We start from the raw sequence: 25,986 nt of genomic DNA, 5'->3' as shown, positions 1-25,986 counted from the left end.
GAAGGCTCCGTCATCCAGGGCTGGCGACAAGCCCTCGGCGCCCTCGCCCTGCACTACCCAGACCGCATCGGCCCTTACATCAACTAACAAACCACAAGATCACTTACACAAAAATCTTGACAGGCTCGACCGGCCGCGGCCTGCGGTCAGCGGTCAGCGGTCATACCCAGCCGGACACCGCTCCCCGGCCGTGCCGAGCAGGTCGCGATTCTCTGCCGCCGGGCGCGCTGACCGCTCAGCCCGGCTCGCCCCACGATCACCACGCCATCGTGAGGAAAGACTTCCCACCGCCCTTGCCAGCGGAAGCGACGGTGACCAACCACCCAGGCGTGACCTACTGACCGCAAGCGGCACGGTCCTGCTCCCGCAACCCACCACCCAGGCCCGCCCGCCCAAGCCGAAGCGCTGTCCGGCGACCACAGCGCGGCAGCCACACCACGTCGCCGCAGGGTGACCGCCCACCCCGACCAGGCAGCCACCGCCCGGCGACCGATCCCTCAGCCGCAACCGGCTCGCCCCCAACCGTCAACCGCAAGCAAGCCCAACCCACCGGCCCGCCAGCGTCGCTCCGACCTGGCAGCGTCGCTCGGCTCAGCGGTGCCTATCGGCCTGGTGGCGTGGCGTGGCGTGGCGTGGCGTGGCGTGGCGTGGCGTGGTGTCGTACGGACTGGTGGCGTAATCCGGCTCGGCGGGCAGGGAGGTGTCGTTCGGCCTGACGGTGTCCGCGAGCCCCCTGTTTCGTTTGGCCTGGCATGTCGCGAACCTCGTGGTGTCGTTCGGCCCGGCGGTGTTGCCGGCGCGGTTCACGGTGCCGCGCCGGCCGAGGGGCGTCGCCAAGGCCCGGCGTATCACTCCACCCCCGCCGCGTCCGCCGAACGCCACCCCTCGCGACACGCCGACCGGCGGTAGTCACCGTCAGGACGTACATCCGCTTTCAGGATCTGATCTTTTGGTCGAAGATTATTAGCGAAATGCCCGGACCATTCCGTTTTGCCGGGCCCGCAACTTGACAGGGCAGGGTGAAATAGACGGGACTCGCTCCCGACGAGGCGCTGGTGGTGGTTCGGTGAGTTCGTGGTTCCGCAAACGTGATCACAACATTGTCTTCAATGTGTTCGCGCTTCTTACCTGTGGGTTGGTCGCGGGCGTGGTCGTCGCGGCCGCGGCGTTCCCGGTGGCCGCCATGTCCGGGCTGACGGCCAAGGCCGGCAACCAGGCTTTCGCGAGTCTGCCCAGCGAGCTCAAGGATTTCAGCTCGCCGCAGATCACGCGCGTCTACGCGTCCGACAACAAGACGCTGATCGCGCAGTTCTACGACGAGTTCCGCAGTGACGTGACGCTCAAGGACATGTCCAAGCACATCCGCGATGCCATGGTGGCTGCTGAGGACCGTGAGTTCTACAAGCACAACGGCGTCGACCTCAAGGGTGTCGCCCGCGCCGTGGTCAACAACAGCGGCAAGTCGGAGTCCAAGCAGGGCGCCTCGACGATCACGATGCAGTGGGTGCGCATGTCGCTGGCCTATTCGGCGACCAGCCCGTCCGAGGTCGTCAAGGCCACCGAAGACACCAACATGCGCAAGGTCAACGAGATCAAGTACGCCATGCGGGTCGAGCAGGAGCTGAGCAAGGATCAGATCCTGGAGCGCTATCTGAACATGGCGCCGTTCGGCAAGCAGACCTACGGGATCTTCGCCGCCAGCAAGGTCTATTTCAACAAGCGCCCCAAGGACCTCACCATCGGGCAGGCCGCTCTGCTCGCCGCGATCGTGCGGGCGCCCTCGTTCTACGACCCGACGACCAAGGACGGGCACGAGGAGATCCGGCAGCGCCGCAACAACTACGTGATCCCCGGCATGGTAGAGATGGGGGCCATCACCCCGGCGCAGGCCGCGGCGGCCAAGAAGGAAGCGGTGCCGCGCAAGGTCGCCTCCGTCGGCAACGGCTGCGTCTCGGTGGCGTACAACAGCTGGGGCTTCTTCTGCGACTACTTCTACCGCTGGTGGATGGATCGGCCCGAGTTCGGCGCGACCGCGTTCGACCGGGAGCGCCGTCTCAAGAGCGGTGGCTACCGCATCACCACGACGATCGACCTGAAGGCCACCAACCAGGCCAGGTCCCGGGTCGCCAAGCTGATCAAGGAAAAGAACAAGAACGCGTTGCTGCTGGCGGCCGTCGAGCCGCGCACCGGCAAGGTCAAGGTTCTGGTCACCAACCGCAAGTACAGCCTCGACAACTCCAAGAACCCGTTGTCGTCGGATCCGCGCAAGCGGCGGCAGGGCATCAAGGGCTCCGCCCCCAACACGGTCAACCCGCTGCTCACCGCCGGTGGCGACATCACCGGCTACCAGGCCGGCTCGGTCATGAAGATCTTCACGCTGATCACCGCGCTGGAGAAGGGCTATCCGCTGCACTACACGATCAAGGCGGAGAAGTTCTACAAGTCGAAGTACATCGTCGAGCGCAGCAGTGACTCGGCCTGCCCGGGTACGCATTTCTGGTGCCCGCAGAACTCGGGCGGCGGTGGCGAAGGCGTCTACAACATGTGGAGCGGCTTCGGCCGTTCGATCAACACCTACTTCGTGCCGCTCGAGGAGCGGGTCGGCGCCGACAACGTGGTGAACGTGGCCAAGCGGTTCGGCATCAAGTTCCGTGACCCGTCGGACGCCAAGCTCGCGTCGGACGGCTATTCGCACCAGTGGGGATCGTTCACGCTGGGCGTCTCGGCGACCACCCCGCTCGACATGGCCAACGCGTACGCGACCCTGGCCGCCGACGGCATGTACTGCCCGCCCACGCCGATCGAGCAGATCACCACCCGCGACCGCGAGAAGCTCGACATCGGCAAGTCCCAGTGCGAGCGGGCCACCTCGGTCGACGTCGCCCGGGCGGCCCTCGACGCCGCCCGCTGCCCGGTCGGTGACCGGTCCCGGCTGGGCAGTTGTGCGGGGGCGACCGCCCGGGTGACCCGCGGCGTGGTCGGGCACCCGGTGTTCGGCAAGACCGGCACCACCGACCGCGACCGCACGGCCTCGCTGATCGCCGGCACGTCGTCGCTGGTCGTGGCCGGCTACCTGGTCAACCCCGACTACCAGGCCCACAAGGACCGGATGGACCACGACCAGGTCAACCCGGCCGTCTACCGCACCCTGGCCGACTACATGGAGGGCAAGCCGCAGGTCCAGTTCAAACGACCCGAGAGCCGCAAGATCGTGTACGGGGATCAGCGGCGCATCCCGGATGTCGAGTGCCTGTCGCTGGTGCGGGCCCGGGACCGGATCGAGAACGCGGGCTTCGACGCCGTGCTGTCGAACGGCGAGACCGACTCCGCGTGTCCGGCGGGCACCGCGGCCGGCACGAGCCCGAGCGGCCGTACGGTCAAGAACGGTGTCGTGGTCATCGAGGTGAGCAACGGCAAGAGCGGTGAGAAGCCACCGGGTCCGGGTCCGGGCACCCCGACGATCGTCGTCCCACCGCCGCGGTGACCGGCCCGGCGGTGGCGCCCGGCGGTGGCCGGCGCACCGCCGCGGTGGTCGCGCTGATCGCGCCGCTGCTGGCCGTCGCGGCGACGCTGGAGACGACGGTGCGGCACTTCAGCACGTTCGTGGCGTTCGCGCTCGCGGTCGTGGTGGTGACCGGGGCGACCTGGTACGCGCTCACCCGGCGTCGTCTGCTGCGCTGGTTCGCGGTCCTGGTCGCCGCCATGGGCGTCCTGGTCATGATCCTGCTCGGCCTGTCGCTGTTCCTGGCCCAGGCGGCTCTGCTCGTCGTGTTCGCGGTGGCCGGCCGGATAGCGCTGGGTGCGCACAGCGCGGCGATGATCTCCGGTGACCGCTCGTTCCACCCGGTTCCGGCGGCCCGGCACGGCGTCCTGCTGATCAACCCGCGGTCGGGTGACGGCGCCGCGGCCCGGGCCGGTCTGGCCGCGGCGGCGGCCGGTCGCGGGATCCGGACGATCACGCTGGAGCCGGGCGACGACCTGGCCGCGCTGGCCGAGCAGGCCGTCCGGGAGGGCGCCGACGTGCTGGGGATGGCCGGTGGGGACGGGTCCCAGGCCCTGGTCGCGGCGACCGCGATGCGCCACGGTGTCGCCCATGTCTGTGTGCCGGCCGGCACCAGGAACCACTTCGCCCTCGACCTGGGGCTGAATCGCACCGACGTGGTGGGCGCGCTGGACGCCTTCACCGACGGTGTCGAGCGCGTCGTCGACGTGGGCTCGGTCAACGGGCGGATCTTCGTCAACAACGCCTCGCTCGGCGTCTATGCCGCGGTGGTCCGCTCGCGGGGCTACCGCAATGCCAAGATCCGTACGTGGGGTCGCCTGTTGCCCGAGTTGCTCGGCCCGTCCGCCCCGCCGCCCGACCTCGCGTTCGACACTCCCGACGGCCGGTCGGTCAGCGGCGTGACGCTGGTGCTGGTGTCGAACAACCCGTACGACCTGTCGCGGGTCGGCCGGGCCGGTGGGCGGCCCCGGCTGGACACGGGCCGGCTCGGTGTCGTCAGCGCCCGCGGCGCCCGCCCGGTGGGGGAGTGGGTGACGCCGGGCTTCGAGGTGCGCTCGGCGGCGGAGGTGCCCGCCGGCCTGGACGGGGAAGCGGTGCTGCTGACGCCGCCGCTGCGCTTCGCCTCGCTGCCGGGCGCGTTGCGGGTGCGGGTGCCCCGGACGTCCACCCCGGTCCGGCGGGGTGCCGCCCTCACCCGCCGGGATCTGGACGCGCTGATCCGGGTGGCCTCAGGTGTGCCAGCCGTCTGACGTGCGGCGCCATGCGGTCTCGTCACGGGTGCGGAACGTCCCGTCGTCCCAGTGCCGCACGGTCAGCCGCAGGGTGTCCCCGTCGGCGTCGAGCACGGTGTAGGACTGGCTCTCGCCCGCCCGTACGCGCCGGGAGCAGGCCGTCCCGCTCATCAGCGCGACCATCCCGCCCAGGCCGGCCTGGGCCGCCACATGGTCGTGCCCGCAGAGGATGACGTCCACCTTCGCCGCGGCCGCGGCCCGCAGCGCCGGACCGGCGCCGTGCACGAGGGCGTCGTCCGGTCGCTGCGCCGGCCGGAACACGGGGTGGTGCAGCATCAGCACCTTGAGATCGGCCGGCCCGGCCAGGGCCGAGCCGATCCGGGCCACCTGCGCCGCGTCGACCAGGCCACCCTTCCAGAGGTACGGCCGGGCAGTGCTCAGCCCCAGCAGGAGCAGACCGCCGTCGCGGACGAGCGGCTCCGGGTCCGGGTCGACGAGCCTGCGGTACGCCCCGAGCGGCTCGAACGCCCGCGCCGGCCGGTCCAGCGGCAGGTCGTGGTTGCCCGGCACCGCCGTCCAGGGCCGGCCGATCGACCGCAGCAGGCCGGTCGCGGCCCGGAACTGGCCGGTCCGGGCCCGCATCGTCAGGTCCCCGCTGACCAGCACCCGGTCCACGTCCCGGGCGGCCAGGTCGTCGCGGAGCCCGGCCACGACCGCCGGGTCCTCGGCCCCGAAGTGCAGGTCGGTCACGTGGGCCAGGCGCATGCACCGAGACTAGATCGTGGTTGCGCGTCACTTTGGTGTCGTGCGACTCAGCGCGGAGGATCCGGCTTGTCCGGGGACTACCGTGAACCCACGCCGAGCCCGGGAGGTGAGCATGATCGAGACTTCGGTCCTCGATCGTCACCGGCTGGGCGACCACGCATGCGTGATCGTCGACGACGACCGGTCGCGGCTCGCCGCCCTGGCCGTCTACATCCGGGCCGGCCTGCGCGACGACGACCGCGTCCTGTATCTGGGCCCGGGCGGCGACGAGCTGCTCGACGGCCTCGCCGGGCTGGGCTTCGACGGCGCCGGCGCGCGCAACCGGGGCCAGCTGCTGCTGTCCACCCCTGAGGAGTCGTATCTCGCTTCCGGCGCCTTCGACCCGGAGGTGACGATGGGCGGCTGGCGTCACGAGACCGCGCTGGCCCGGGCGGCGGGCTATCGCGGGCTGCGCGCGATCGGCGACATGTCCTGGGCGGCGCGCCCGGTGCCCGGCGCCGACCGGCTGATCGGCTACGAGGCACAGGTCAACCGGGTCTTCGCCGACGGCTCGGCGATGGCGATCTGTCTGTACGACCGGCGGTTGTTCGGCCATGACGAGCTGCGGCGCGCCACCTGGTCGCATCTGTCGTGCGTCGATCACGCCACCGCCCCGGGCGCCCGGCCGGGCATGCGGGCCGTCCGGCTCACCGATCCGCCCGGCGTCCGGCTCGAGGGCGAGGCCGACCTGTCGAACCGGCACGCCCTGCAAGCCCTGCTCGAACACCTCGTCGAGGACACCCCACCGGTCGAGGGTCCGTTGACCGTGGACATCGCCGATCTCCGTTTCGCCGACGACGCCGCCGTCCGGGTCCTGTTGCGGACAGTGGCGGCCGGGGCTCCCCGCCTCCGCGTCGTCGGGTGTTCCCCGGCGATCCAGCGCCTGCTGACCTTCAACGGCGCCGAGGCGATCGCCCGGTAACGCGTACGGGTGAGGGACCGGACGGATCGATCCCGGGCACTACTCTTTGGACATGATCCGGCGTCGACCGCGTCCGTCAGCCCCGGACCCGCCCGTGCTCGCGGAATCCCTGGCCATCAACGACGTGGCCAGCCTCGACGACCACCTCGGGTTCGCGCGCTTCGCCGTGCCGCTGGCCGACTACATCGCCGCGATGCGCCCCGAGCAGACACCGTGGACGGTCGGTGTCTACGGCGAGTGGGGCAGCGGCAAGACCAGCTTCCTCAAGCAGGTCAGTGCCGAGCTGACGAGCCGCGGTATCGAGCCGGTGTGGTTCAACGCCTGGAAATACACCCGGGAGGAGGAGCTCTGGCAGGCGCTGATCCAGACGGTGCTGGACAGGGTGCGGGTCACCGGCCCGCCGCCGCGACGGGTCTGGGTCAAACTGCGGATCTGGTTCCGCTCGCTCAACGTACGCTCCGGTCTGCTCGAGGTCTCGCGTAAGGTCTTCGTGCTGTTGTTCCGGATCGGCCTCATCGCGCTGGCCCTGTTCATGGCGGCCACCGTCCTTGTCCCGCAGGCCAATCCGGCCATGTCGGCCGCCCTCAAGAACGCCCCCTGGCTCGCCGATCTGCTGGGCCGGCCGTGGGCGGCCGCCGCGGTGGCGATCGGCGCCACCCTGGCCGCCAAACCCGAGTCGCTTTTCAAGATCTTCGACATCCGCCTGGGGGTCGACCTCTCGGCGTTCCAGAAGAGGCGCAGCTACCGGGAGAAGATCGCGTTCCTCGAGGAGTTCAGCGAGGACTTCCGCGACATCATCCGGATCGTGTGCCGCGACCGTCCGCTGGTCGTCGTCATCGACGACCTGGATCGGTGCCTGCCCGAGCAGACGCTGCAGATCGTCGAGACGATGAAGCTCTTCCTCGACGTCCAGGGGTGCGTCTTCCTCGTCGCGGTCGACCGCGACATCATCGAGAACGCGGTGTCCGTCCGCTACCAGGACCTCGCCTCCCAGGATGTGCTGCGGCGGCGGATCTCGGAGACCTATTTCGAGAAGATCGTCCAGCTGCCCTTCTCGCTGCCGCCGGTCACGGCGGCCGCGGCGGACAACCTGATCCGGAAGATCTCGTCCGACGCCGACGTCCACCTGTGCCTGCCGATCCTGCGGGGCAACCCGCCCTTCAACCCGCGGCGCATCAAACGGATGGTGCAGACCTTCACCCTGCTCAAGAGCTTGGCCGGCACCGACCTGAGCGATTCGCCGCTCGTGCCGCCGCTGCTCGCCAAGATCGTGGCCATTCAGACGGTCTACCGGGACGTCTACGACGCCGTCGTGGACGATCCGGGTCTCCTGGCCGCCCTCGAGCAGTCCTATGCGGTGGCGCCGTCGTCGGAGGACCCCCCGGCGGCGAGCACCGGCCGGATCCTCGAGGACGAGCGGGCCCGGCGGTTCGCGGCGAAACACCCGGAGCTGCCCGCGCTGTTCCGCCACCGGCTCTCCAGCTCCGACTCGTTCACGCGCGTCTCGGCGGGCGAATATCTGTCCTTCGTCCGCGCGGTGGTTCCCACCGAGGTCACGCCGGACGGAAGCAGGGACGCGGCTCCCACCTTCACGATCTGGCATCTGCGCGACGACATCGCCTGGGCCGAGTGGCTGGCCCGGCAACTGTCCGATGCCGGTTACCAGGTCCAGCTGGGCGGCGTCGACGTGCCGCCGCCGGCCGGATACCTCGTCGTCGTGCTGTCCCGGCTGGCCGCCGAGACGGTCACGGCCCAGCAGTGGGCGGCCCTGCGCGTCACCGGAGCCCGGCTGCTGGTCACCCGGGTCGCCCCGGCCGCCGTGCCGGCGATGCTGGCCGAGGAGCAGACCCTCGACGTCGAGAGCCTGCAGGAGCACGAGGCTCGCGCCGTGTTGCTCAGCGCGCTCGACCCGCGCCACCGCCGGCCGGCCGACCTGGGCTCGGCCGGCAGCACGCCGGCGGCGTCCGCGCTGCCCTACCCGGGCCGGGGCCTGCGCGTCACCAATGTCCGGCAACCGGCCAAGGGCCTGGTGCACCGGGCCGGGGTGAGCGACCGGCTGGCCCGGTGCGTGCTGGAGAACCGCACCGACGACTCGCCGACCGTCTGTGCTCTGATCGGCCTGCCCGGGGCCGGCAAGAGCGAGGCCGCCCGCCACTACGCGCAGAGTCACGCGGACGAATACCAGGTGGTGTGGTGGATCGACGGCGGTGACGCCGCACGTGTCGAAGCCGCCCTGCTGGCGTTGGCGCACGAGCTGGGCGCCGTCCGTCCGGGCCTCGATCCGCTCACGGTGATCGGCGAACAGCTGGCCGGCCCCGGCCGGTGGCTGCTGATCATCGACGGAGCCACCGACCCGGGGACGCTGCGTCCCTACCTGCCGCTGACCGGCCGCGGCGACGTGCTGATCACGACGCGGCGGCAGAGCTGGTCGCAGACGGTCCGGCACGTCGGCATCGGGCCGTTCGACAGCGACGAGGCCGTGGCCTTCCTGGCCGGTCAGCTGCGGGACGAGTCCCCGGAGGAGCTGCGGTCCCTGGCCGAGGCGCTCGGCCGGCTCCCGTCGGCGCTCAACGCCGCGGTTCGCCACCTGCGTCTGGTCGCGGTACCCGCGCACGAGTTCCGCAAGCGGCTGGCCGAGGAGGATTTCGCGTTCGTCGAGCGCGCCGGCCTCCTGTCCGACATCACCCTGCTCCCGGCCGAGGTGGGCCCGCCGGCCTTCGTGGCGGCCCTGCCCTTCCCGCGCGCGCTGGCCGGCGCCTCCGAGGAGGCTCTCGGTCTTCTGCACGAGCATTCCCTGATCCGGTTGAGTGCCGGCAGCCTGCACCTGCATCCCTTGGTGCAACTGGCCGCGCGCGCGGTGCTCGACGCGGAGCAGTCCCGCGAGGTCGTCCGGCAGACCGTCTCGGCCATCGCCCGGGATCCGCTCCCTTTCGTCGCCGGCCGGGGCACCGGCAACCTGGCCGACCACCTGGCCGTGCTGGCCGCTCACGGCGCCCGGCTGCTCGTGCCGGCCGAGGCGATGCACGCCGATCTGGTGACGGCGGCGCGCGGGCTGATCGACGCCGGCAGCTACCTCGACGCGGGGCGGGCCGCCCGGCTGATCGCCGAGCTTCCCGGCGTGTCACCCGACCGGCGCCGGCAGGCGCAGAAGCTGCTCGCCGAAGCCGTGGTCAACCTCGGTGGGGGAGCGGCGTGCGTGCCCCTGCTGCGCGGGCAACCGGACGCGGCCGATCTGCTCATCCGGGCCTACCTGCAGAGCGGGGACACCGACGCGGCCCTCACGGTGCAGAACCGGCCCGGGGTGGGTTCCGACCTGGCCACGATGATCAGCGTGGCCGACATCAACCGCGAGGGCAACCCGCGGGTGGCCCGGCAGGTGCTCGCCCCGATCCTCGACGAGCACCGGCGCCGCCACGACGACGACGCGCTGGTGGCCCGGGCGCTGGTCACCCTGGCCGGGGTGGAGTTCCAGATGGACGACCTCCCGGGCGCCCGCACGCGCTACGAGCAGGCCCTGGAGGTGCAGCGCCGGGTTCTGCGGCCGGGTCACCCCGACATCGCCGAGACGCTCCGGCCGTACGCCGCTGTCCTGGCCGCCCTGCACGAGCCGCACCTCGCGCGGGCCGCCCTGCTGGAGGCCATCAGCCTCTGGTCGGTCGTGGTCGGCCCGCGGGACAGGCTGCTCCGAGGTCTCTGGCGCCAGCTCGCCGACATCGCCCGGGATCTCGGTGACGCCGGCGCGCTCGCGGAAGCGGAAGAGCACCTGCGGGAGGACGCCGGTCGTGTTCCGCTCGCGGCAGACTCCTTAACGGTCGGTTATCAACCGACCGGCTGACGGTTCATATGCCTTGTCTCGCAACCCGCAGCGTTTACTGTGTGCCGATGCGCACAACGGATCTGGTCGCCGAGGTGGCCGCCGCGTGGGTGGACGGCAGCGTCGAGGCCCGGCCCGAGGACCGTTCCGATCTGCGGTCCCTGCTCCGGCGGCCGGACGCCGAGCCACCGGACTACGACCGTGTGCACGCCTCGTTCGCGGCCGAGTTCCTCCTGGTCAACTTTCACAAGTGTGTGCGGGCCCTGACCGAGGCCCGCCCGGAGCCGGCCGCCACGGTGGTCGACCTGGGCTGCGGCAGCGGCGCCGCCTCGGCCGCGGCCCTGGCCTACCTGGCCGAGGCCGGCCTCGAGGAGGTGCGGGTGCACCTGCTCGACCGGTCGGAACGTCAGCTCCAGCACGCCGAGAGCCTGGTGCGCGAGGTCGCCGCGACGCTGGGCAAGGAGCGACGGTTCGATGTGGAGGTCGTTCCGGCCCTGGGCGACTGGCCGACCGAGCGGCCGGCGCAGTGGCGCGGCCCGGCCATGGTGCTCGCCTCCCACGTCCTGACCGAGAATCGCGCTCACGCCTGGGATTTCCTCAACCGGGCCGTCGCCCTCGCCGGTCCGCGCGGGAGCGTGACCGTCGTCGAGCGCGCCGATGACGGCGTGTGGCCGGCCCTGGACAAGCTGGTCGGCGAGAGCGTGCTCGTCCGGCGCTTCGGCCAGGGGGACGTCCGGGCGGCCACGGCCGACGGTGAGGACCGGACCTGGGCGACCCGGTGGCTCACCTTCGAGCCGGGTCCCCACGCCGGGTGCGAGGAAGCCGTGCGGGGCTACCTGACCGCTTGGCGCAAACGAGATCCGGACCTGCTGGAGAAGGTGTTCACCGAGGGTGCCCGCTATCGGGACAAACCCTTCCACCCGCCTATTGAAGGTCTGACCGGAATTCAGGAATACTGGCGCAGCCACGTCGCGTCCCAGCGCGCCGTCTCGGTCCGCGTCGACTCCATCGCCTATCGGCCCGATGCCGCCCACCTGGAGTGGACTGCCTTCCTCGACGAGGGAGGTGACGACGTCAAGCGGGTCTACGGCTTCATGGTGATCGAGGTCGACGCGAGCGGGAAGATCCGGGAACTGAGGGAGTGCTACCGCTCCCAGAGGGAGGCACGTGACGCAGCTGTCTGACCTCGACCGGGAGATCGCCGAGAGCCGGGACCGCGTCCTGGCCGCAGGCCGAGCCCTTCTCACCTTCTACGAGCCCACCGTCGGCGCCTTCATCCGGGACACCCTTGCGACGACCGGCGGCGCGGGAACCCCGCCGGTGATCGGCAAGACGTCGACCTCGCGGGCCCACCTCGCCCTGCTGGAGCTCTACCGCCTGCTCGTGGAGTACGACCGGCCGGCCGGCCACACCGTCAGCGAGACGGGAGCGTTGCGCGACGAGGTGTCCACCGTCGTCCGCGCTCTCACCGACCAGCACTTCGCCGCGCTGACGAGCGATCCCGGCCGGGTCCGGGAGTCGGCCACCAACGGGGTCAACATGTTCACCGACGCGCAGGTCCTTCTCTCGTCGGTGCTGCGGCAGACGACGCGACCGCTCACCGGTGTGGGCGGCGACATCGACGAGGCTGTGCTGCGGCTGTGGCAGGAGACCGAGCAGAACCTGCGCGCGTGGGAGGGCGGCCGCATCACCGCGGGCGACCAGACGCACGATTTCATCACCCTGCACGCCGTCCGGGCCGGGGACGCGCTGGGCCTGGCCCGCGCGCAGCCCCAGCAGTGGTGGCCCGAGCTGGGCGTCCGCATCCGCCGATCGATCCTCGTCCAGCTCGGCCGGCAGTCCGCCGGGATAACGTCGCAGTTCGACCCGGCCGAGCTCGCGTTCAGCGTCGCGCTGCTGCACCGCTTCCAGCTGCCGGACTACCGGCCGCTCACCGACCGCAGCCTGGTCGTGATCGCCGAGGAGCAGACCGACGACGGTTCGTGGCCGACGTCCCGCCTGATCTCGTACGGCGGCCCGCAGCAGCTGTTCGTGGCCAGCTTCGAGGTCGCCCTCACGCTGTCCGAACTGCTCATCAGCCAGCTCGACCGGGGCGAGCACGGCAACGTGGACGCTCTGCTCGGCGTCCTGCGCAAGACGCTCCAACTGGTCGACAACACGTTCATGCGGGTCGGCGACCGGGCCGGGTGGTGCAACGACCGGGCCCGGTCGCCCGGCCGCCTGGAGTCCTGGGCCACCGCGGTCGTGCTGCTCTTCCTCATCCGCTACCACGACGCGCTCGTCCGCCTGCGCCAGGAGCGGGTGCTGCTCGGCTACGAGGTGACCGCCGGGACCCGACGGGACATCCCGTGGCCCGATCTCGCGCTCTCGCTGGGGGTCCTGACCGCTCCGGACCCCGGCCACCTGGAACGGATCTCGGACCCGACCGACGACGGGACGCTGTCCGTGGCGATCCGCCGGCATTTCGTCGAGCCGATCGTCACCCATCCGGTGCAACGGCCGGCCGCCACGTCGCTGCTGCTGCCCGGCCCGCCCGGCACCCGCAAGACCAGCCTCGTCCAGCTGGTGGCGAAGGCCCTCGACTGGCCGCTGCTCACGCTGACCCCGTCCGACTTCCTGCGGCGCGGCAACCGGGACTTCCACGACGTGGCTCTCGACGACGTGCTGAACGACCTGATGCGGCTGCGCCGGGTCGTCATTCTCCTCGCCCAGTGCGAGGACGCCCTGCGCCGGCCGCGCGGAGCCGGCTCGTTCGGCGGCCGCAACCTGGCCACCGGTCTGCTCAGCCGGCTCAACCAGTTGCGCCGCAACCAGTGGGTGCTGATCTTCGCCGCGCCCAACGAGACGCGGGACAACCTCGACCCGTCGGCCACCCGGGCCGACCGTTTCGACTTCATCCAGGAGATGCACAACCCGCCGCTGACGGCCCAGCGCCGCTACTTCCGGTCCCGGATGCCCCAGGCGGCGGCTCAGACGGTGCTCGAGCGGGCGCTCTCCGACTACGCGGGCCGGGTGCGGGCCAACCACGACGGGGCCCGCACCGAGGTGACGTTCGCGCTGCTCGACCAGCTGATGAGCCGGATCCGGGCGGACGAGAGCCTGCTCGAGCGCGGTCAGCTCCCCCGGCTGATCGAGCAGCTGGCCGATCCCGGACCGCCCCCGCTGCCCGCCGGCGAGTGAACCGCGGCCCACGCGATCTGACCTGGGGATGAGGCCGCGTACCGGCTGCAGTTAGGCTTTCCTAACGTGGAGCGATGCGGGGTGGGGGATGACGCAGCCGGAGTCGCTGTCGCAGCTGCTCAACGGGCGGCGCGCGGCGATCGACGCCACGCTGCCGGCGGCCGGGTTCGTCGTCGGCTGGCTCGCCGCCGGGCAGTCGATCTGGGCCGGGGCCGGGGTGGCGGTCGTCGCCGCGATCGGCGTCTCGATCTGGCGGCTGCGTCGCCGGGAGAAGCCGCGCGCCGTGCTGATCGGCCTGCTCGGCGTGTGCGTGGCCGCGCTGATCGCGTTGCGCACCGGTCGCGCCGAGGACTTCTTCCTGCTCCAGCTGCTCAGCAACGCGGCCAGTGCGCTGGCCTGGGCGGTGAGCATCGTGATCCGGTGGCCGCTGCTCGGGCTCGTGGTCGGCGGGGTGCTCGGCCAGCGGACCAGGTGGCGCCGCGACCCGGCCCTGCTGCGCTCCTACGGCCGGGCCAGCTGGGTGTGGGTACTGCAGTACGTCGTCCGGCTGGCCGTCTTCCTGCCGCTCTACGCCGCCGGGCAGGTGGTCGCGCTCGGCGTCGCCCGGGTCGCCCTGACCTGGCCCCTGGTCGCCGCGTGCCTGGCCGTGAGCTGGTGGGTGATCCGCCGGACCCTGCCGCCGGGCCATCCGGGGCTGCGCCACCCGGTCACCCCGGCCGAGCCCGTCCCGCACCGTGGGCCGTGATTGCCGCTTGGCCGGGTTGGGTATCTGCGGGTCGTAGGCACGACGATGTGGAGGCTGCCATGGCATTCGACGACAAGGTCGACAACAAGGCCGAGGAGTTCGGCGGCAAGGTCAAGGAAGGCGTCGGTCGCGCCACGGACGACGAGCAGCTCGAGGCCGAGGGCAAGGCCGACCAGAGCAGCTCGAAGCTCAAGCAGGCCGTGGAGAACGTCAAGGACGCCTTCAAGTCCTGACCCACGCCGTTCAGACCGGCGGCCCGCGGCACCTGGCGCCGCGGGCCGTCGTCATGAGCGTCACCCTCCGCAAGCCGTCTGCTCGGCCGGCGGCGCCGGTTCAAGCCGTGTTCACCCGGCGGCCACGCTCGGCCGGCTGACCACAGCATGCATTCTGGCCTGCGGAAACACCGGGGGGTCAGCCGTTCGGACCATCCAGGTAGGACGAACGGGCACCATTGACGCCGATGGACATCTGCACGCGGCCCGGGACCGTGTCTGGTGTCGACGGGGCGACGCTCACGCCCCCGGACGAGGAGATTCCATGCTCAACACGAAGCGTTCCCGGGTTCGCGCCGCCGCCGGGGTGGGGATGGCGGCCGTGGTCGCCACCGTCGGCGCCGTGACCTACAACGCCTCAGCCGCGGAGCAGGCCGCCGTCGTCGCGCCGGCAGCCGTCGGGCCGGAAGCCCGCGCGGTCTCGATCCCGGGCATCCCGGCGGCGATCAAGCCGCCGAAGGGCGCCAAGCCGATCGGCGCGTACGTCGTCGCGACCGGCACCCAGACCTACACCTGCACCGGCGGCGTCTTCACCGGGGCCTCCGTGCCCGAGGCCCAGCTGATCGGCACCGGCGGCCGCATCCACCACTTCGGCGGCCCGAGCTGGCAGTCGACCCGTGACAAGTCCCTGGTCAAGGCCAAGAAGGTCGGCGAGAGCGCGCGCACCGGCACGATCCCGGAGCTGCTGCTCGAGGTCACCGAGAAGTCCGGCAGCGGCGTCATCGGCACCTCCACCCACATCAGCCGCCTGCTCACCTCGGGCGGCACCGCCCCGGCCGGCGCCTGCACCGACGGCGCCACCAAGGCCGTCAAGTACGGCGCGGTCTACGTGTTCTGGAAGGTCTGACCGTAACGCTTCCCGCCCCTCGACCGGGTCGCCATCCGGTCGAGGGCGGTCGGGCCCGGACGGGTCAGGACGGGTCAGGACGGCAGGTCGGCCCGGACGAGCCAGCCGCCGCCCGGACGCGGACCGGCGCGCAACTGACCGCCCTGTTCGCCCACCCGCTCGCGCAGCCCGGCCAGTCCGCGTCCGGTTCCGCCGAGCGCCAGAGCCGTACCGGTCGGCGCCTCGTTCTCGACCCGCACGCTCAAGGCCCGCCCGGTCCCGGTGACCACTACCCGCACCGGTGCGCCGGGGGCGTGCCGCAGGGCGTTGGTGAGGCTCTCCCGCACCACGCGGAAGGCCAGGTGGGACACCGGGGCGGTCACGCCGTCCCGGTCACCCTCGAAGCGGCACGTCACGTCGAGACCGCTGCGCGCCGCCCGTGTCACCACCTCCTCGATCAGCGACAGGTCGGCCCCGCCGACCTCCGCGCCGCCGAGCAGGTCGACCAGGCGTCCCAGATCGGCCGTGCCCTGCCGGGCCGACTCCGCGATGGTCCGGAACGTCTCCCGGGCCCGCGCCGGGTCCCGGTCCACCAGCCGCTGCCCGGCCGCCGCCTGAATGATCATGATGCTGATCGCGTGGCCCACGATGTCGTGCAGCTCGGCCGCGATCCTCGAGCGCTCGTGCCGCACCGCGATGCCGGCGAACAGCTCGCGTTCCTCCTCGAGCTCGCGGTTGCGCTCGGCCAGCCGGGCCGCCGCCTCCTGCCGCAGCCGCAGCACCGTGCCGGCGAAGAAGCTCGGCACGGTGAACATCGCCACCGCGACCAGGCTGGTGTCCACGATCGTCGACAACAGCCCGACGTACGCGGCCAGGCCGGCCCCGGCGACCCAGGCCGCCTGCCCGGTCCAGGCCAGCGCGGCCACGCCGGTCAGCAGCGCCATGATGACCAGCGCCGGATCGGGAAACCACGCGTCCGCCCCGGCGGCCGCGGCGGCCAGCCACAGCCCGCCACCCACCGCCACGACCGCGCGCGGGTGCTCCCGCCACCCCAGCAGCGTGAGGCCGCTCGCCAGCAGCAGGGCCGTCACCGGGCTCCCGGCGCCGTGGATCGCCGTCGGCAGCCCGACGACGGCCAGGGTCAGCGCCGCGATCGCCGCCTTCTCGAGCCGCCGTCCGGTCATCCGGACACGGGCAGCTGCGCCACGACGCGCGCCCGCCCCCGGGTGACCTTGACGTCGACCGAGCCGCCGAGCAGCCGCGCCCGTTCCCGGGCCCGGGCCACCGCCGCCCGGATGTCGGCGCCGCGGTTCACCGAACCGTTCACCCGGATCTCCAGCGCGTCGTCCTCGAACCGGACGGTGACCTCGAGCCCGCCGAGCGCGGTGACGAGGTATTCGACGATCCGGTACACCGAGAGCTCCACTGTGGCCGGCAACGCCCGGGGATCGCCGGTCACCGTGAGCCGGGATTGCGGGGACCGCCGGCGTGCGAGCAGCGCGTCGAGATGCGCCACCGTCGGGGTCGGCGCCAGGTCGACCTCGCCGCCGCGCAGCAGCCCGACGATCTCCCGCATGTCGTCCATGGTCCGGCGGCCGCCGGCCTCGATCGACTCGAGCACCGCCCGGGCCTCGGCCGGATCCAGCCCGTCGGCCGACTCGGCCGCCCGCGTCAGCTGGTCGAGCCGATCCCGCAGCAGCCCGTCGAGCTGGTGGGACAGGCTCGCCCGGTCGTCCGCGACCATCAGCGCGGCCCGCTCGTCGCGCAGCCGCCGCAGTTCCTCGTCGCGGCTGCGCAGCTCCCGGTTGAGGGCGGCGCGTTGCCGGGCGGCCCGGCCGACGCCGAAGACGATCAGCGCGACCGGCACCGCCAGCACCAGGGTGCCCGGCCCGGCCGCCGTGTCCACCACGAGCACGGCCGCACACAGCAGGACGCTGAGAGCCAGATTGAGCCAGGCCTTCGTACGCTCGTAAGCCAGCGCGCCGAGGAAGGCCAGCGTGAAGGCGAGCGGCAGACCCGCGCCGCAACGGGTCACCCACCCGAACACCAGATCGTGCACCACCATCGCGGCCAGCGCGACACCGGTGACCACCAGGACGCTGCGCCGCCACCACAGCACGGGGACCGTGGCGGCGGCGAACACCGGGATCAGCCAGACCGAGCCGCCGTCCCTCACGTCGAGGCTCATCAGCAGCGCGCCCAGAGCGGTGAGGACGCCCGCGACCAGCCAGTCGACCGTTCTGACCTCGCTCATGGCCGAATCCTCGTCTCAGGCGGTTACGAGCTGCTTCTTGGCAACTCGATTCTGGACCGCGAAGCCGATGCCGTAGAAGAGGGCAGCCGCCGGAAGTCCGACTTCCAGCCCACCGGGGAGCCCGCCGATCGAGCTGTCCCGCACGAGCGTCACCACGATGAGGGCTGCGACGCCGGCCAGCCCGACAGCCTGGTTCCGCGCGCCGCCGGCGAAACGGGCCACGGCGTACGCGAGGGCGGCGGCCAGCGGCAGGCCGACGCCGCACCGCGTCAGCCACCCGAACGCCACCACATGCAACGCCATCGCGGCCACGGTCACGCCGATGACCGCCAGGATGTTGCGCCGGCGCCACAAGATCGGCACGGTGGCGAGCAGGAACACGGGAAGGATGACCCACGAGGTGCTCGACACCGGGTGGGCCAGGCCGGAATCGCCGTCGGCCAGCAGATTCTCGACCATGAGCAGGACGCCGCCGGCGGTGAACAGGCCGGCCAGCACGTAATCCGAGGTTTTTCGCATGCCCTGACGCTAGGAACCGGACCGCGTGGCCCTCGTCTGCCTCCAGGACGATGTTCGGCGGTGGCATCGTCCTGGAGGATGACCCCGCCGAGGTGCGGCGAGCGGGACAATCGGCCCGTGACCGAGAAGATCCGGGTGCTTGTCGCCGACGACCAGACCCTCGTACGCACCGGCTTCCGCGTCATCCTCGAGGCCGAGGGCGACATCGAGGTCGTCGCCGAGGCCGGCACCGGCGCCGAGGCGATCCGCCAGGCGCAGTTGTCCGAGCCCGACGTCATCCTGATGGACATCCGGATGCCCGAGCTCGACGGCCTGGCCGCCACCGAGGAGATCCTGCGCCATCCCGATCCGCCCACGGTCGTGGTGCTGACGACCTTCGACCAGAACGAGTACGTGTACCGGGCGCTGCGGGCCGGCGCGGCCGGCTTCCTGCTCAAGGACGCCCCGTCGACCCGCCTGATCGCCGCGGTGCGGGCCGCCGCCACCGGTGACTCCCTGATCGAGCCGTCGATCACCCGGCGCCTGGTCGAGCGTTTCGGCACGCCGCCGGCGCCGTCCGGCCCGCCGCCCGAGCTGGCCGCCCTGACCGAGCGCGAACGCGACGTGCTGCGGCTGGTCGCGCGCGGGCTGTCCAACGCCGAGATCGCCGCCGAGCTGGTGGTGGCCGAGACGACCGTGAAGACGCATGTCGCCCGGATCCTCACCAAACTGGGCATCCGCGATCGCGTGCAAGCCGTGGTGCTCGCGTACGAGACAGGTTTCGCGCAGCGATCGCAGAGCTGACCAGCAGCTTAACCCCGATGTGACAGGGACTCCGGAAAGTTGTCCTTCATCACGTAAAGCTGTCGCAGAGCAGGTCACCGGGCATAGCTTGACCAGCGGGGGAGCACTCCCCGCGGACAACTGAGCGGAGACCGGTATGGGTTACGTGACCACCACCGACGGCGTCGAGATCTTCTACAAGGACTGGGGTACGGGCCAGCCCATCGTCTTCAGCCACGGCTGGCCGCTGTCGGCCGACGACTGGGACACGCAGATGCTCTTCTTCCTGCGCAACGGCTACCGCGTCGTCGCCGCCGACCGGCGCGGCCACGGGCGGTCCACTCAGGTCGGTGACGGCCATGACATGGACCACTACGCCGACGACCTCAAGGCCGTCGTCGAGCACCTCGACCTGCGCGACGCGATCCACGTCGGTCACTCGACCGGCGGCGGCGAGGTCGCGCACTACATCGCCCGCCACGGCGAGGAGCGGGTCGCCCGCGCCGTGCTCATCAGCGCAGTGCCGCCGCTGATGCTGCAGACCGAGGCCAACCCGGGCGGCCTGCCCAAGAGCGTCTTCGACGACCTGCAGGCGCAGCTCGCGGCCAACCGGTCGGAGTTCTACCGCGCGCTGCCCTCCGGCCCGTTCTACGGCTTCAACCGCCCCGGCGTGGAGTCGTCCGAGGCCATCATCGAGAACTGGTGGCGCCAGGGCATGATGGGCGGCGCCAAGGCCCACTACGACGGCATCGTCGCCTTCTCGCAGACCGACTTCACCGAGGACCTCAAGAAGATCACGGTGCCGGTGCTGGTCATGCACGGCGTCGACGACCAGATCGTCCCCTACGCGGACGCCGGCCCGCTGACCGTCAAGCTGGTCAAGAACGGCACCCTGAAGTCGTACGAGGGCTTCCCGCACGGCATGCCGACCACGCAGGCCGACACGATCAACGCCGACCTGCTGGAGTGGCTCAAGTCCTGAGCCCCGCCATACCCCTCCGCGTCCCCGGGCCGTGTTCCCGGGGACGCGGACTGTGATTGGCGCGGTGCCTCTATTGTCGTCCCCGATGCAGACGCTATCGAGGGTCCTCGTCGCGGTGGTCGCCATCCTCTCCACCGGGGCGGTGAGCACGCCGGCCCACGCGATCGCGAACGGTGAGGGCGTTCCCGACGGAACGTACGAGTTCGCGGTCAAGCTCATCGACATCGGCATCCCGACGGCCGATGGCGGCAAGCGCAACAGCTCCTGCTCCGGCGGCCTGATCTCACCGCACTGGGTGCTCACGGCTGGCCACTGCTTCAAGGACGAGAACGACCGCCGGGTCTCGCGCACCGTCGCCGACAAGACGATCGCCACCGTCGGCCGCGCCGACCTGAAGGGCAAGGCCGGGGTCAGCGTCAACGTCGTCGAGGTCCGCCAGCACGGCACCGCCGACGTGGCGCTCGCCCGGCTCGACAAGGCGGTCACCGGCGTCACGCCGCTGCGGCTCAACCGCAAGAAACCGGCCGACGGCCAGCGGCTGCGGCTCGTCGGCTTCGGTCTGACCAGAGGCACCGCCAAGCGCACGGCCGACCGCCTGCAGACCGGCCAGTTCGAGGTCACGTCGGTGTCGAAGAGCGAGCTGGGTATCGAGGGCGTGGCTCCGCGCAAGACGACCAGCGCCTGCCCGCACGATTCCGGCGGGCCGTACTTCACCGGCGGCAACCCCCCGGTCGTGGTCGCCGTCGTCAGCCGGGGCCCCACCTGCCCGCACAGCGGCGCCGACACCTCCACCCGCGTGGACGCCGTCGCGCCCTGGATCCTCTCCGTGGTGGGCGCCGATCTGAAAGCCACGGCGAAGCCCAAACCGGCCAAGACCCGCCCGGCCGCCCAGCCGCAGGCCGCGTCGGCACCGCGCCCGGCCGACGACGAGCCCGTGTCACCGCTGCTCTGGGTGGCCGCGATCCCGCTCGTCCTGCTGGTCGGGGCGCTCCTGGTGTGGGCCGCGAAGCCGCGCCGGGGGTCGCACCGCCGCCGCTGACAGCCTCGCCGCCCGAGTGCGGCTCCGTGTGCGGTTCCCGTGTGCGGCGGTGTCAGCCATATGTGCGCGGGATGTCAGCGGGACAGGCGAACCTTCACGTCGAGAGCCGGCGCCCCATGGCGCTGCTCGCGACGGAAGGAAAGTGACATGAGTGACCTCGTGGTGCGCGCGGAAGGACTCCGCAAGCGCTTCGGCAAGACCCAGGCGCTCGACGGGGTGGATCTCGCGATGCGCCGCGGCACCGTGCTCGGCGTGCTCGGCCCCAACGGTGCCGGCAAGACCACGGCTGTCCGCGTCCTGGCCACGCTGCTGCGCCCCGACGAGGGGTACGCCGAGGTGGCCGGCATCGACGTGCTCAAGCAGCCGGCCCGGGTACGTCGCCGCATCGGCCTGACCGGGCAGTACGCCAGCGTCGACGAGGACCTGACCGGCACCCAGAACCTGGTGCTGATCGGTCAGCTGCTCGACCTGACGACCCGGGACGCGAAGAAGCGCGCGGCCGAACTGCTCGAATGGTTCGACCTGGCCGAGGCGGCCAACCGCCGGGCCAAGACCTACTCCGGTGGCATGCGCCGCCGCCTCGACCTGGCCGCGAGCCTGGTCGGCCACCCCGAGGTGATCTTCCTGGACGAGCCCACGACCGGCCTCGACCCGGCCAAGCGCGAGGACATGTGGGGCGTCGTGCGCACCCAGGTCACCCAGGGCGCCAGCGTGCTGCTCACCACCCAGTACCTGGAGGAGGCCGACGCCCTGGCCGACGAGATCGTGGTGATCGACCACGGCCGCGTGATCGCCCACGACTCGCCCGACGGCCTCAAGCGCCGCGTGGGCGGCCTGACCCTGCACGTCCGCCCGGCCGACCCGGCCCGGGTGCCCGACGTGATGCGCATCCTCGACGCGGTCGCCGCCCCCGGCACCGCCGCCTCGGCCGACACCGCCGCCGGCGCCCGTCCCGGCGCCGTGAGCGTGCCCGTGGCCGAGGACACGGCCCTCGACCATGCCGTACCCGCCCTGCGCCGGGCCGGCGTCGAACTCGTCGACCTCGGCCTGCACCTGCCCAGCCTCGACGAGGTCTTCCACGCCCTGACCGAGGGAACCCCCCACTCCAAGGAGAGTGAGCTCGTATGACCACCCTCGACGTCCCGGCCCGCCACCTCTCCGGCGACATCGACCGTCCCCGCGGCGGCGCGATGGCCGCCCTGGTTCGCCACAGCGTGGCCCTGGCCCGGCGAAGTCTGATCAAGACCGTCCGTACGCCCGAGGCCCTGATCGACGTGACCATCCAGCCGGTGATCTTCCTGCTGCTGTTTACCTACCTGTTCGGCGGCGCCATCGCCGCCGGCGACCGAGGCGCCTACCTGCAGTTCCTGCTGCCCGGCCTGCTCGCCCAGTCCCTGGCGCTGGGCGGCATCGCCCTGGGGCAGAACCTCAACGCGGACATCGAGAAGGGCGTCTTCGACCGCTTCCGCTCCCTGCCGGTGGCCCGGTCGGCCCCGCTGATCGGCGCGGTGGCGGCCGACGTCGTCCGCTACCTGACCGTCTGCGTGTTCATGCTGGGCTTCGGCACGCTGATGGGCTTCCGCGTCGAGACCGGCTTCGTCCCGGCGGTGGCCGCGGTCGCCCTGTCGATCGGCTTCGGCCTGTGCTTCTGCTGGATCTCGGTCTGGGTCGGCATGCTCGTCCGCACCCCCGGCGCCGTACAGGGCGTGATGTTCCTGCTGATCTTCCCGCTGTCGTTCGGCAGCAACGTCTTCGTGCAGACCGACACCCTGCCCGGCTGGCTGCAGGCCTTCGTCCAGGTCAACCCGATCACCCCACTGGTCTCGACGATCCGGGGCCTGCTGATCGAAGGCCCGGTGGCCCACAACCTGACCATCACCCTGGCCTGGATGGCCGGCCTGCTGGTGGTCTTCGTGCCCCTGGCCCTGCGCGCCTACGCCCGGCGCGCCTGAGCCACCCACCCGCTGCGACCGCCCCGGGCCCGCCCTTCCCAGGCCGGCCCGGGTCCGGCGCCGTCACCACCTCGCAAGTCAGCGCCATGACGGGGCCCAGGTCGGAGCCGCCGATGCCGATGTTGCCCACGGTCTTGATGCGCTCAGAACCCGCGACCATGGCAAGCCCTGCGAACGCCATTGCCTGCCCCGACCTGACGTCCGAACCGCGGCGTGATCAGCTTCAGATGGTGAATGTCGATCTCCACGCCAGTCGGCGAGACCCGGAAAGTGTCGTACGCCTGCTCGACCATGGTCCCCGTGATGGCAGACGTGCGACAGCTCAGCGAGAAAGCGGCAACCCTGGCCGCGACCCCGTTGTGGCCGTTGGCCAACGACGACCTCACCGCCTGCCTGAAAGCAGCGCATCGTCTGGAGCAGTGCGCCGCGGCGTTGCAGGCACGGCTGGCGCAGCAGGCCACCACCCGCGGCCTACCCACGGCGCAGGGCCACCGCAACACCGCCGCCTGGCTCCGCCGCCTGCTGCTGCTGGACCCCCAACCGGCCCGCGAGCTGGCCGCCCAGGCCGCCGCACTGAGCCGCCGCCCAGCCGTGCAGCAGGCAGTACTCGACGGCCACCTCAACCTGCGCCAGTCCACCGTGATAGCCGAAACCCTCGACGCCCTCCCCAAAGACCTGACCCACCACAACAACAGCAACGCCCACGACAGCGCCGACGCCCACGATCACCACGACGGCGGCGACTGTCGCCAGGACGCCCAAGACGGCGCCCACGATGACCACGACGGCGGCGACTGTCGCCAGGACGCCCACGACGGCGCCCACGATGACCACGACGGCGGCGACTGTCGCCAGGACGCCCACGACGGCGCCGGCGGCGTTTACCAGAGCCACGGCGACGGTCAGGGCGGCGGCGATAGCCAGAACGGCGACCGCCACGACAGTCAGGGCTGTGGCCCTGGCGGGGAACACGGCGTGAGCGACGTATCGCGGCTGGTCGAGCTGGCCCAGACCACGATGATCGGCATGGCCGAGCGGCTACCGGCCTACCAGCTACGCCGAGTGGGCGAACGCATCTTGGCCCACGTCGCCCCGGAACTAGCCGAACGAGCCGACGAAGCAGCCCTGGCCCGTCAGGAAGCCCGCGCCCACCGCCGTCGCAAGTTCACCTTGTCGCTGCCGTCCGACGGCCTGGTCCGCGTCTCCGGCCTGCTCGGCACCGAAGACGCCGCCATCATGCACGCCGCCCTGCACCCGCTGTGCACCCCCATTCCCGGCGACGACAGCACCGCAGAACACCGCCGCGCCGACGCCCTGATCGACATCTGCCGACTGGCCCTGCGCACCGGAGAGCTGCCCGCCGACGGCGGCGAACCACCCCAGCTGGCCGTCACCGTCCCCTACGATTTGCTCACCCGCATCCCGCTGGCCGGGGTTTCAGGCCTCGGCCTCTCGCGCAGCGGCAGCTCTCGCACCGAGACGTCGCGCAGCGGCAGCTCGCGCACCGTCACCTTGAGCGACGGTGACTCGCATGCCGTCGTTGTGGGTGCCGGGAGCTCGCGTGTCGGCACTTCGGGCGACAGCCCTTATGCCGTCGCTATGGGCGGCAGCAGCTCGCGTGTCGGCACTTCGGGCGACAGCCCTTATGCCGTCGCTGTGGGCGGCAGCAGCTCGCATGTCGGCACTTCGGGCGACAGCCCGCATGCCGTCGCTGTGGGCGGCAGCAGCTCGCATGTCGGCACCTCCCGCGACAGCCCGCAGGCGATCGCTGCAGGCGGTGTTGGCTCGCAGGCCGGCACCCCGAGCGGTGGTGGCTGGCACGCCGGCACCTTGGCTGCCGACAGATCGCACGCCTACATCGTGGGCAGCGGCGGTTCGCATGCCGGCACCTCGGGCAGGGGCAGCTCGCAATCCTTGACCTTGGACACCGTCCCCTTGGACACCGTCCCCATGGACACTCTTGTCCTTGGTGCCGGCACGTTGGGCATGGGGACCACCGACACCGGCCACCGCCTGTCGGCCGCCACGATGCGCCGGCTGGCCTGCGACGCCCGGATCCTGCCGTTCGTCCTCGGTGGCGCCGGGCAGATTCTCGACACCGGACGCGCGCGCCGACTCGCCACCGGCCCGCTACGCCGCGCCCTGCATGTGCGCGACCAGGGGTGCGCCTTCCCCGACTGTGATCGGCCGCCGCGCTGGACCGACGCCCACCACCTCATCGCCTGGACCAGCGGCGGTCGCACCAGCCTGGACAACCTGGTGCTGCTCTGCCGGCATCACCATCGCCTCATCCATCATCCGGGCGGCGGCTGGCAGATCCGCCTCGGCGCCGACCAGCGCCCCGACTTCTACCCACCGCCCACGATCGACCCGCTGCGACGGCCTCGGCGCAACATCTATCATCGCCGCCGATAGCCGCTGATCACTGGTTCGGCGGCGCCAAGCGGGCTGCCCCAGCGCCGTCCGAACCCGAGCCGTCTCCGCGAGCGGTTGCACTCGCGGCTACACGAGAAGCAGGCAGGCAGGCTGACGACCGCGGACTCGGCCGTGGGCGGATCCGGCGGCGCAAGCAGTTCTGGCGGCGCGGGCGGATCTGGCGGCGCAGGCGGTTCTGGCGGCGCGGGCGGTTCTGGCGGCGCGGGCGGTTCTGGCGGCGCGGGCGGTTCTGGCGGCGCAAGCGGTTCTGGCGGCGCTGATGCCGATGGGCGGCGGTTCTGATCGTCGTGATGATGGGCGGGGCGGGTCGGACGGCGTCGCTGGGTCAGCGGGTCGGGCGGCGTCGCTGGGTCAGCGGGTCGGGCGGCGCAAGGGGCCGGGCGGCGCCGGCGGGTCAAGCGGGTCAGGCAACGCCGGTGGGTCGGGTGGCGCCGGTGGGTCGGGTGGCGCCGTTACTTCAGGCGAGTCGGGCGGCGCGGTGGTCCGGTGGCGCAAAGGGGTTCGCGGCGCCGGTGGGCCGGGCGGTGCCGACGGGGAACGGCGAGCGCCACGAGTCCGAGGCGCCGGGCGGTGATCGCGTACAGGCCGGCCAGTCTCATTCGTGTCGGTTTCCGGTTGAGGGGTGGCGAAGCACCTGGTCGGCCGAGGGTGACGCGGCACGGCGCACGGCGGTGCGTCGTGCGGGTTGGCCGGCGCTGGCGGACCCGCGGCGCGCCCGGTGGGTCGGGCGGCGGGCCGGCTGGGT

At 71.8% G+C, this 25,986-nt stretch carries 19 protein-coding genes; 15 read left to right on the top strand and 4 right to left on the bottom strand.

Features of this window, described 5'->3' with window-relative positions; genetic code table 11:
- Positions 1-1,066 precede the first annotated feature (1,066 nt).
- Both HJC40_RS28655 and HJC40_RS28650 read left to right on the top strand, forming a co-directional pair.
- Positions 1,067-3,484 (top strand): penicillin-binding protein, encoded by a 2,418-nt coding sequence (locus HJC40_RS28655; protein ID WP_250005715.1) that lies wholly within the window; start codon positions 1,067-1,069, stop codon positions 3,482-3,484.
- A complete protein-coding gene (locus HJC40_RS28650; protein WP_250005713.1) occupies positions 3,481-4,752 on the top strand; it encodes a diacylglycerol kinase family protein in 1,272 nt (423 codons plus the stop codon). The genes HJC40_RS28655 and HJC40_RS28650 overlap by 4 nt, the downstream gene beginning before the upstream one ends.
- Here the strand turns inward: HJC40_RS28650 and HJC40_RS28645 are convergent.
- Positions 4,732-5,499: a metallophosphoesterase gene (locus tag HJC40_RS28645; RefSeq protein WP_250005711.1), complete on the bottom strand. Its 768-nt coding sequence runs from the start codon at positions 5,497-5,499 to the stop codon at positions 4,732-4,734. The genes HJC40_RS28650 and HJC40_RS28645 overlap by 21 nt on opposite strands.
- A 112-nt stretch (positions 5,500-5,611) precedes the next feature.
- Between HJC40_RS28645 and HJC40_RS28640 the strand changes: the two genes are divergently transcribed.
- From HJC40_RS28640 to HJC40_RS28610, 7 genes are all read left to right on the top strand, one after another.
- Entirely contained in the window at positions 5,612-6,460 is an 849-nt protein-coding gene (locus HJC40_RS28640; protein ID WP_250005709.1) for an MEDS domain-containing protein, read from the top strand.
- Positions 6,461-6,512: 52 nt separating this feature from the next.
- Positions 6,513-10,295 (top strand): P-loop NTPase fold protein, encoded by a 3,783-nt coding sequence (locus HJC40_RS28635; protein WP_250005707.1) that lies wholly within the window; start codon positions 6,513-6,515, stop codon positions 10,293-10,295.
- Positions 10,296-10,342: 47 nt separating this feature from the next.
- On the top strand, positions 10,343-11,458 hold the full coding sequence (locus HJC40_RS28630; protein WP_250005706.1) for a nuclear transport factor 2 family protein: 1,116 nt from the start codon (positions 10,343-10,345) through the stop codon (positions 11,456-11,458).
- On the top strand, positions 11,442-13,454 hold the full coding sequence (locus tag HJC40_RS28625; RefSeq protein ID WP_250005705.1) for an AAA family ATPase: 2,013 nt from the start codon (positions 11,442-11,444) through the stop codon (positions 13,452-13,454). The genes HJC40_RS28630 and HJC40_RS28625 overlap by 17 nt, the downstream gene beginning before the upstream one ends.
- Positions 13,455-13,542: 88 nt before the next feature.
- Positions 13,543-14,199 carry a DUF3159 domain-containing protein gene (locus HJC40_RS28620; protein WP_250005704.1) on the top strand — a complete coding sequence of 219 codons (657 nt, stop codon included), beginning with the start codon at positions 13,543-13,545 and terminating at the stop codon, positions 14,197-14,199.
- A 59-nt stretch (positions 14,200-14,258) separates the two neighbouring features.
- On the top strand, positions 14,259-14,432 hold the full coding sequence (locus HJC40_RS28615) for a CsbD family protein (protein ID WP_203821349.1): 174 nt from the start codon (positions 14,259-14,261) through the stop codon (positions 14,430-14,432).
- A gap of 304 nt (positions 14,433-14,736) precedes the next feature.
- A complete protein-coding gene (locus tag HJC40_RS28610) occupies positions 14,737-15,318 on the top strand; it encodes a DUF3455 domain-containing protein (RefSeq protein WP_250005703.1) in 582 nt (193 codons plus the stop codon).
- A gap of 74 nt (positions 15,319-15,392) precedes the next feature.
- Here HJC40_RS28610 and HJC40_RS28605 read toward each other — a convergent pair whose 3' ends face one another.
- The 3 genes from HJC40_RS28605 to HJC40_RS28595 are packed head-to-tail and all read right to left on the bottom strand — an operon-like array spanning position 15,393 to position 18,070.
- Positions 15,393-16,481: a sensor histidine kinase gene (locus tag HJC40_RS28605; RefSeq protein WP_250005702.1), complete on the bottom strand. Its 1,089-nt coding sequence runs from the start codon at positions 16,479-16,481 to the stop codon at positions 15,393-15,395.
- Positions 16,478-17,551 (bottom strand): hypothetical protein, encoded by a 1,074-nt coding sequence (locus tag HJC40_RS28600; protein WP_250005701.1) that lies wholly within the window; start codon positions 17,549-17,551, stop codon positions 16,478-16,480. Before HJC40_RS28600 ends, HJC40_RS28605 begins: the two co-directional genes overlap by 4 nt.
- A 15-nt stretch (positions 17,552-17,566) precedes the next feature.
- On the bottom strand, positions 17,567-18,070 hold the full coding sequence (locus tag HJC40_RS28595) for a hypothetical protein (RefSeq protein WP_250005700.1): 504 nt from the start codon (positions 18,068-18,070) through the stop codon (positions 17,567-17,569).
- Between the two features lie 78 nt (positions 18,071-18,148).
- On the opposite strand from HJC40_RS28595, the gene HJC40_RS28590 reads away from it, so the two are divergent.
- From HJC40_RS28590 to HJC40_RS46700, 6 genes are all read left to right on the top strand, one after another.
- Positions 18,149-18,853: a response regulator gene (locus HJC40_RS28590; protein WP_374272953.1), complete on the top strand. Its 705-nt coding sequence runs from the start codon at positions 18,149-18,151 to the stop codon at positions 18,851-18,853.
- A 136-nt stretch (positions 18,854-18,989) separates the two neighbouring features.
- Entirely contained in the window at positions 18,990-19,814 is an 825-nt protein-coding gene (locus tag HJC40_RS28585) for an alpha/beta fold hydrolase (protein WP_250005696.1), read from the top strand.
- A gap of 85 nt (positions 19,815-19,899) precedes the next feature.
- Entirely contained in the window at positions 19,900-20,853 is a 954-nt protein-coding gene (locus HJC40_RS28580) for a trypsin-like serine protease (RefSeq protein WP_250005695.1), read from the top strand.
- A gap of 147 nt (positions 20,854-21,000) precedes the next feature.
- Positions 21,001-21,981 carry an ATP-binding cassette domain-containing protein gene (locus tag HJC40_RS28575; RefSeq protein WP_250005693.1) on the top strand — a complete coding sequence of 327 codons (981 nt, stop codon included), beginning with the start codon at positions 21,001-21,003 and terminating at the stop codon, positions 21,979-21,981.
- The gene (locus HJC40_RS28570) at positions 21,978-22,805 is read left to right on the top strand and encodes an ABC transporter permease (RefSeq protein ID WP_250005690.1); all 828 of its coding nucleotides are present in this window, start codon (positions 21,978-21,980) and stop codon (positions 22,803-22,805) included. The genes HJC40_RS28575 and HJC40_RS28570 overlap by 4 nt, the downstream gene beginning before the upstream one ends.
- 234 nt (positions 22,806-23,039) lie before the next feature.
- A complete protein-coding gene (locus HJC40_RS46700; protein WP_374272950.1) occupies positions 23,040-25,220 on the top strand; it encodes a DUF222 domain-containing protein in 2,181 nt (726 codons plus the stop codon).
- The last annotated feature ends 766 nt before the right edge of the window (positions 25,221-25,986 follow it).

The sequence above is a fragment of the Actinoplanes sp. M2I2 genome, from assembly GCF_023544445.1.
Classification (GTDB): domain Bacteria; phylum Actinomycetota; class Actinomycetes; order Mycobacteriales; family Micromonosporaceae; genus Actinoplanes.
Note: the sequence above shows the minus strand (reverse complement) of the source record. Positions and strands in the feature narration are given on the sequence as shown.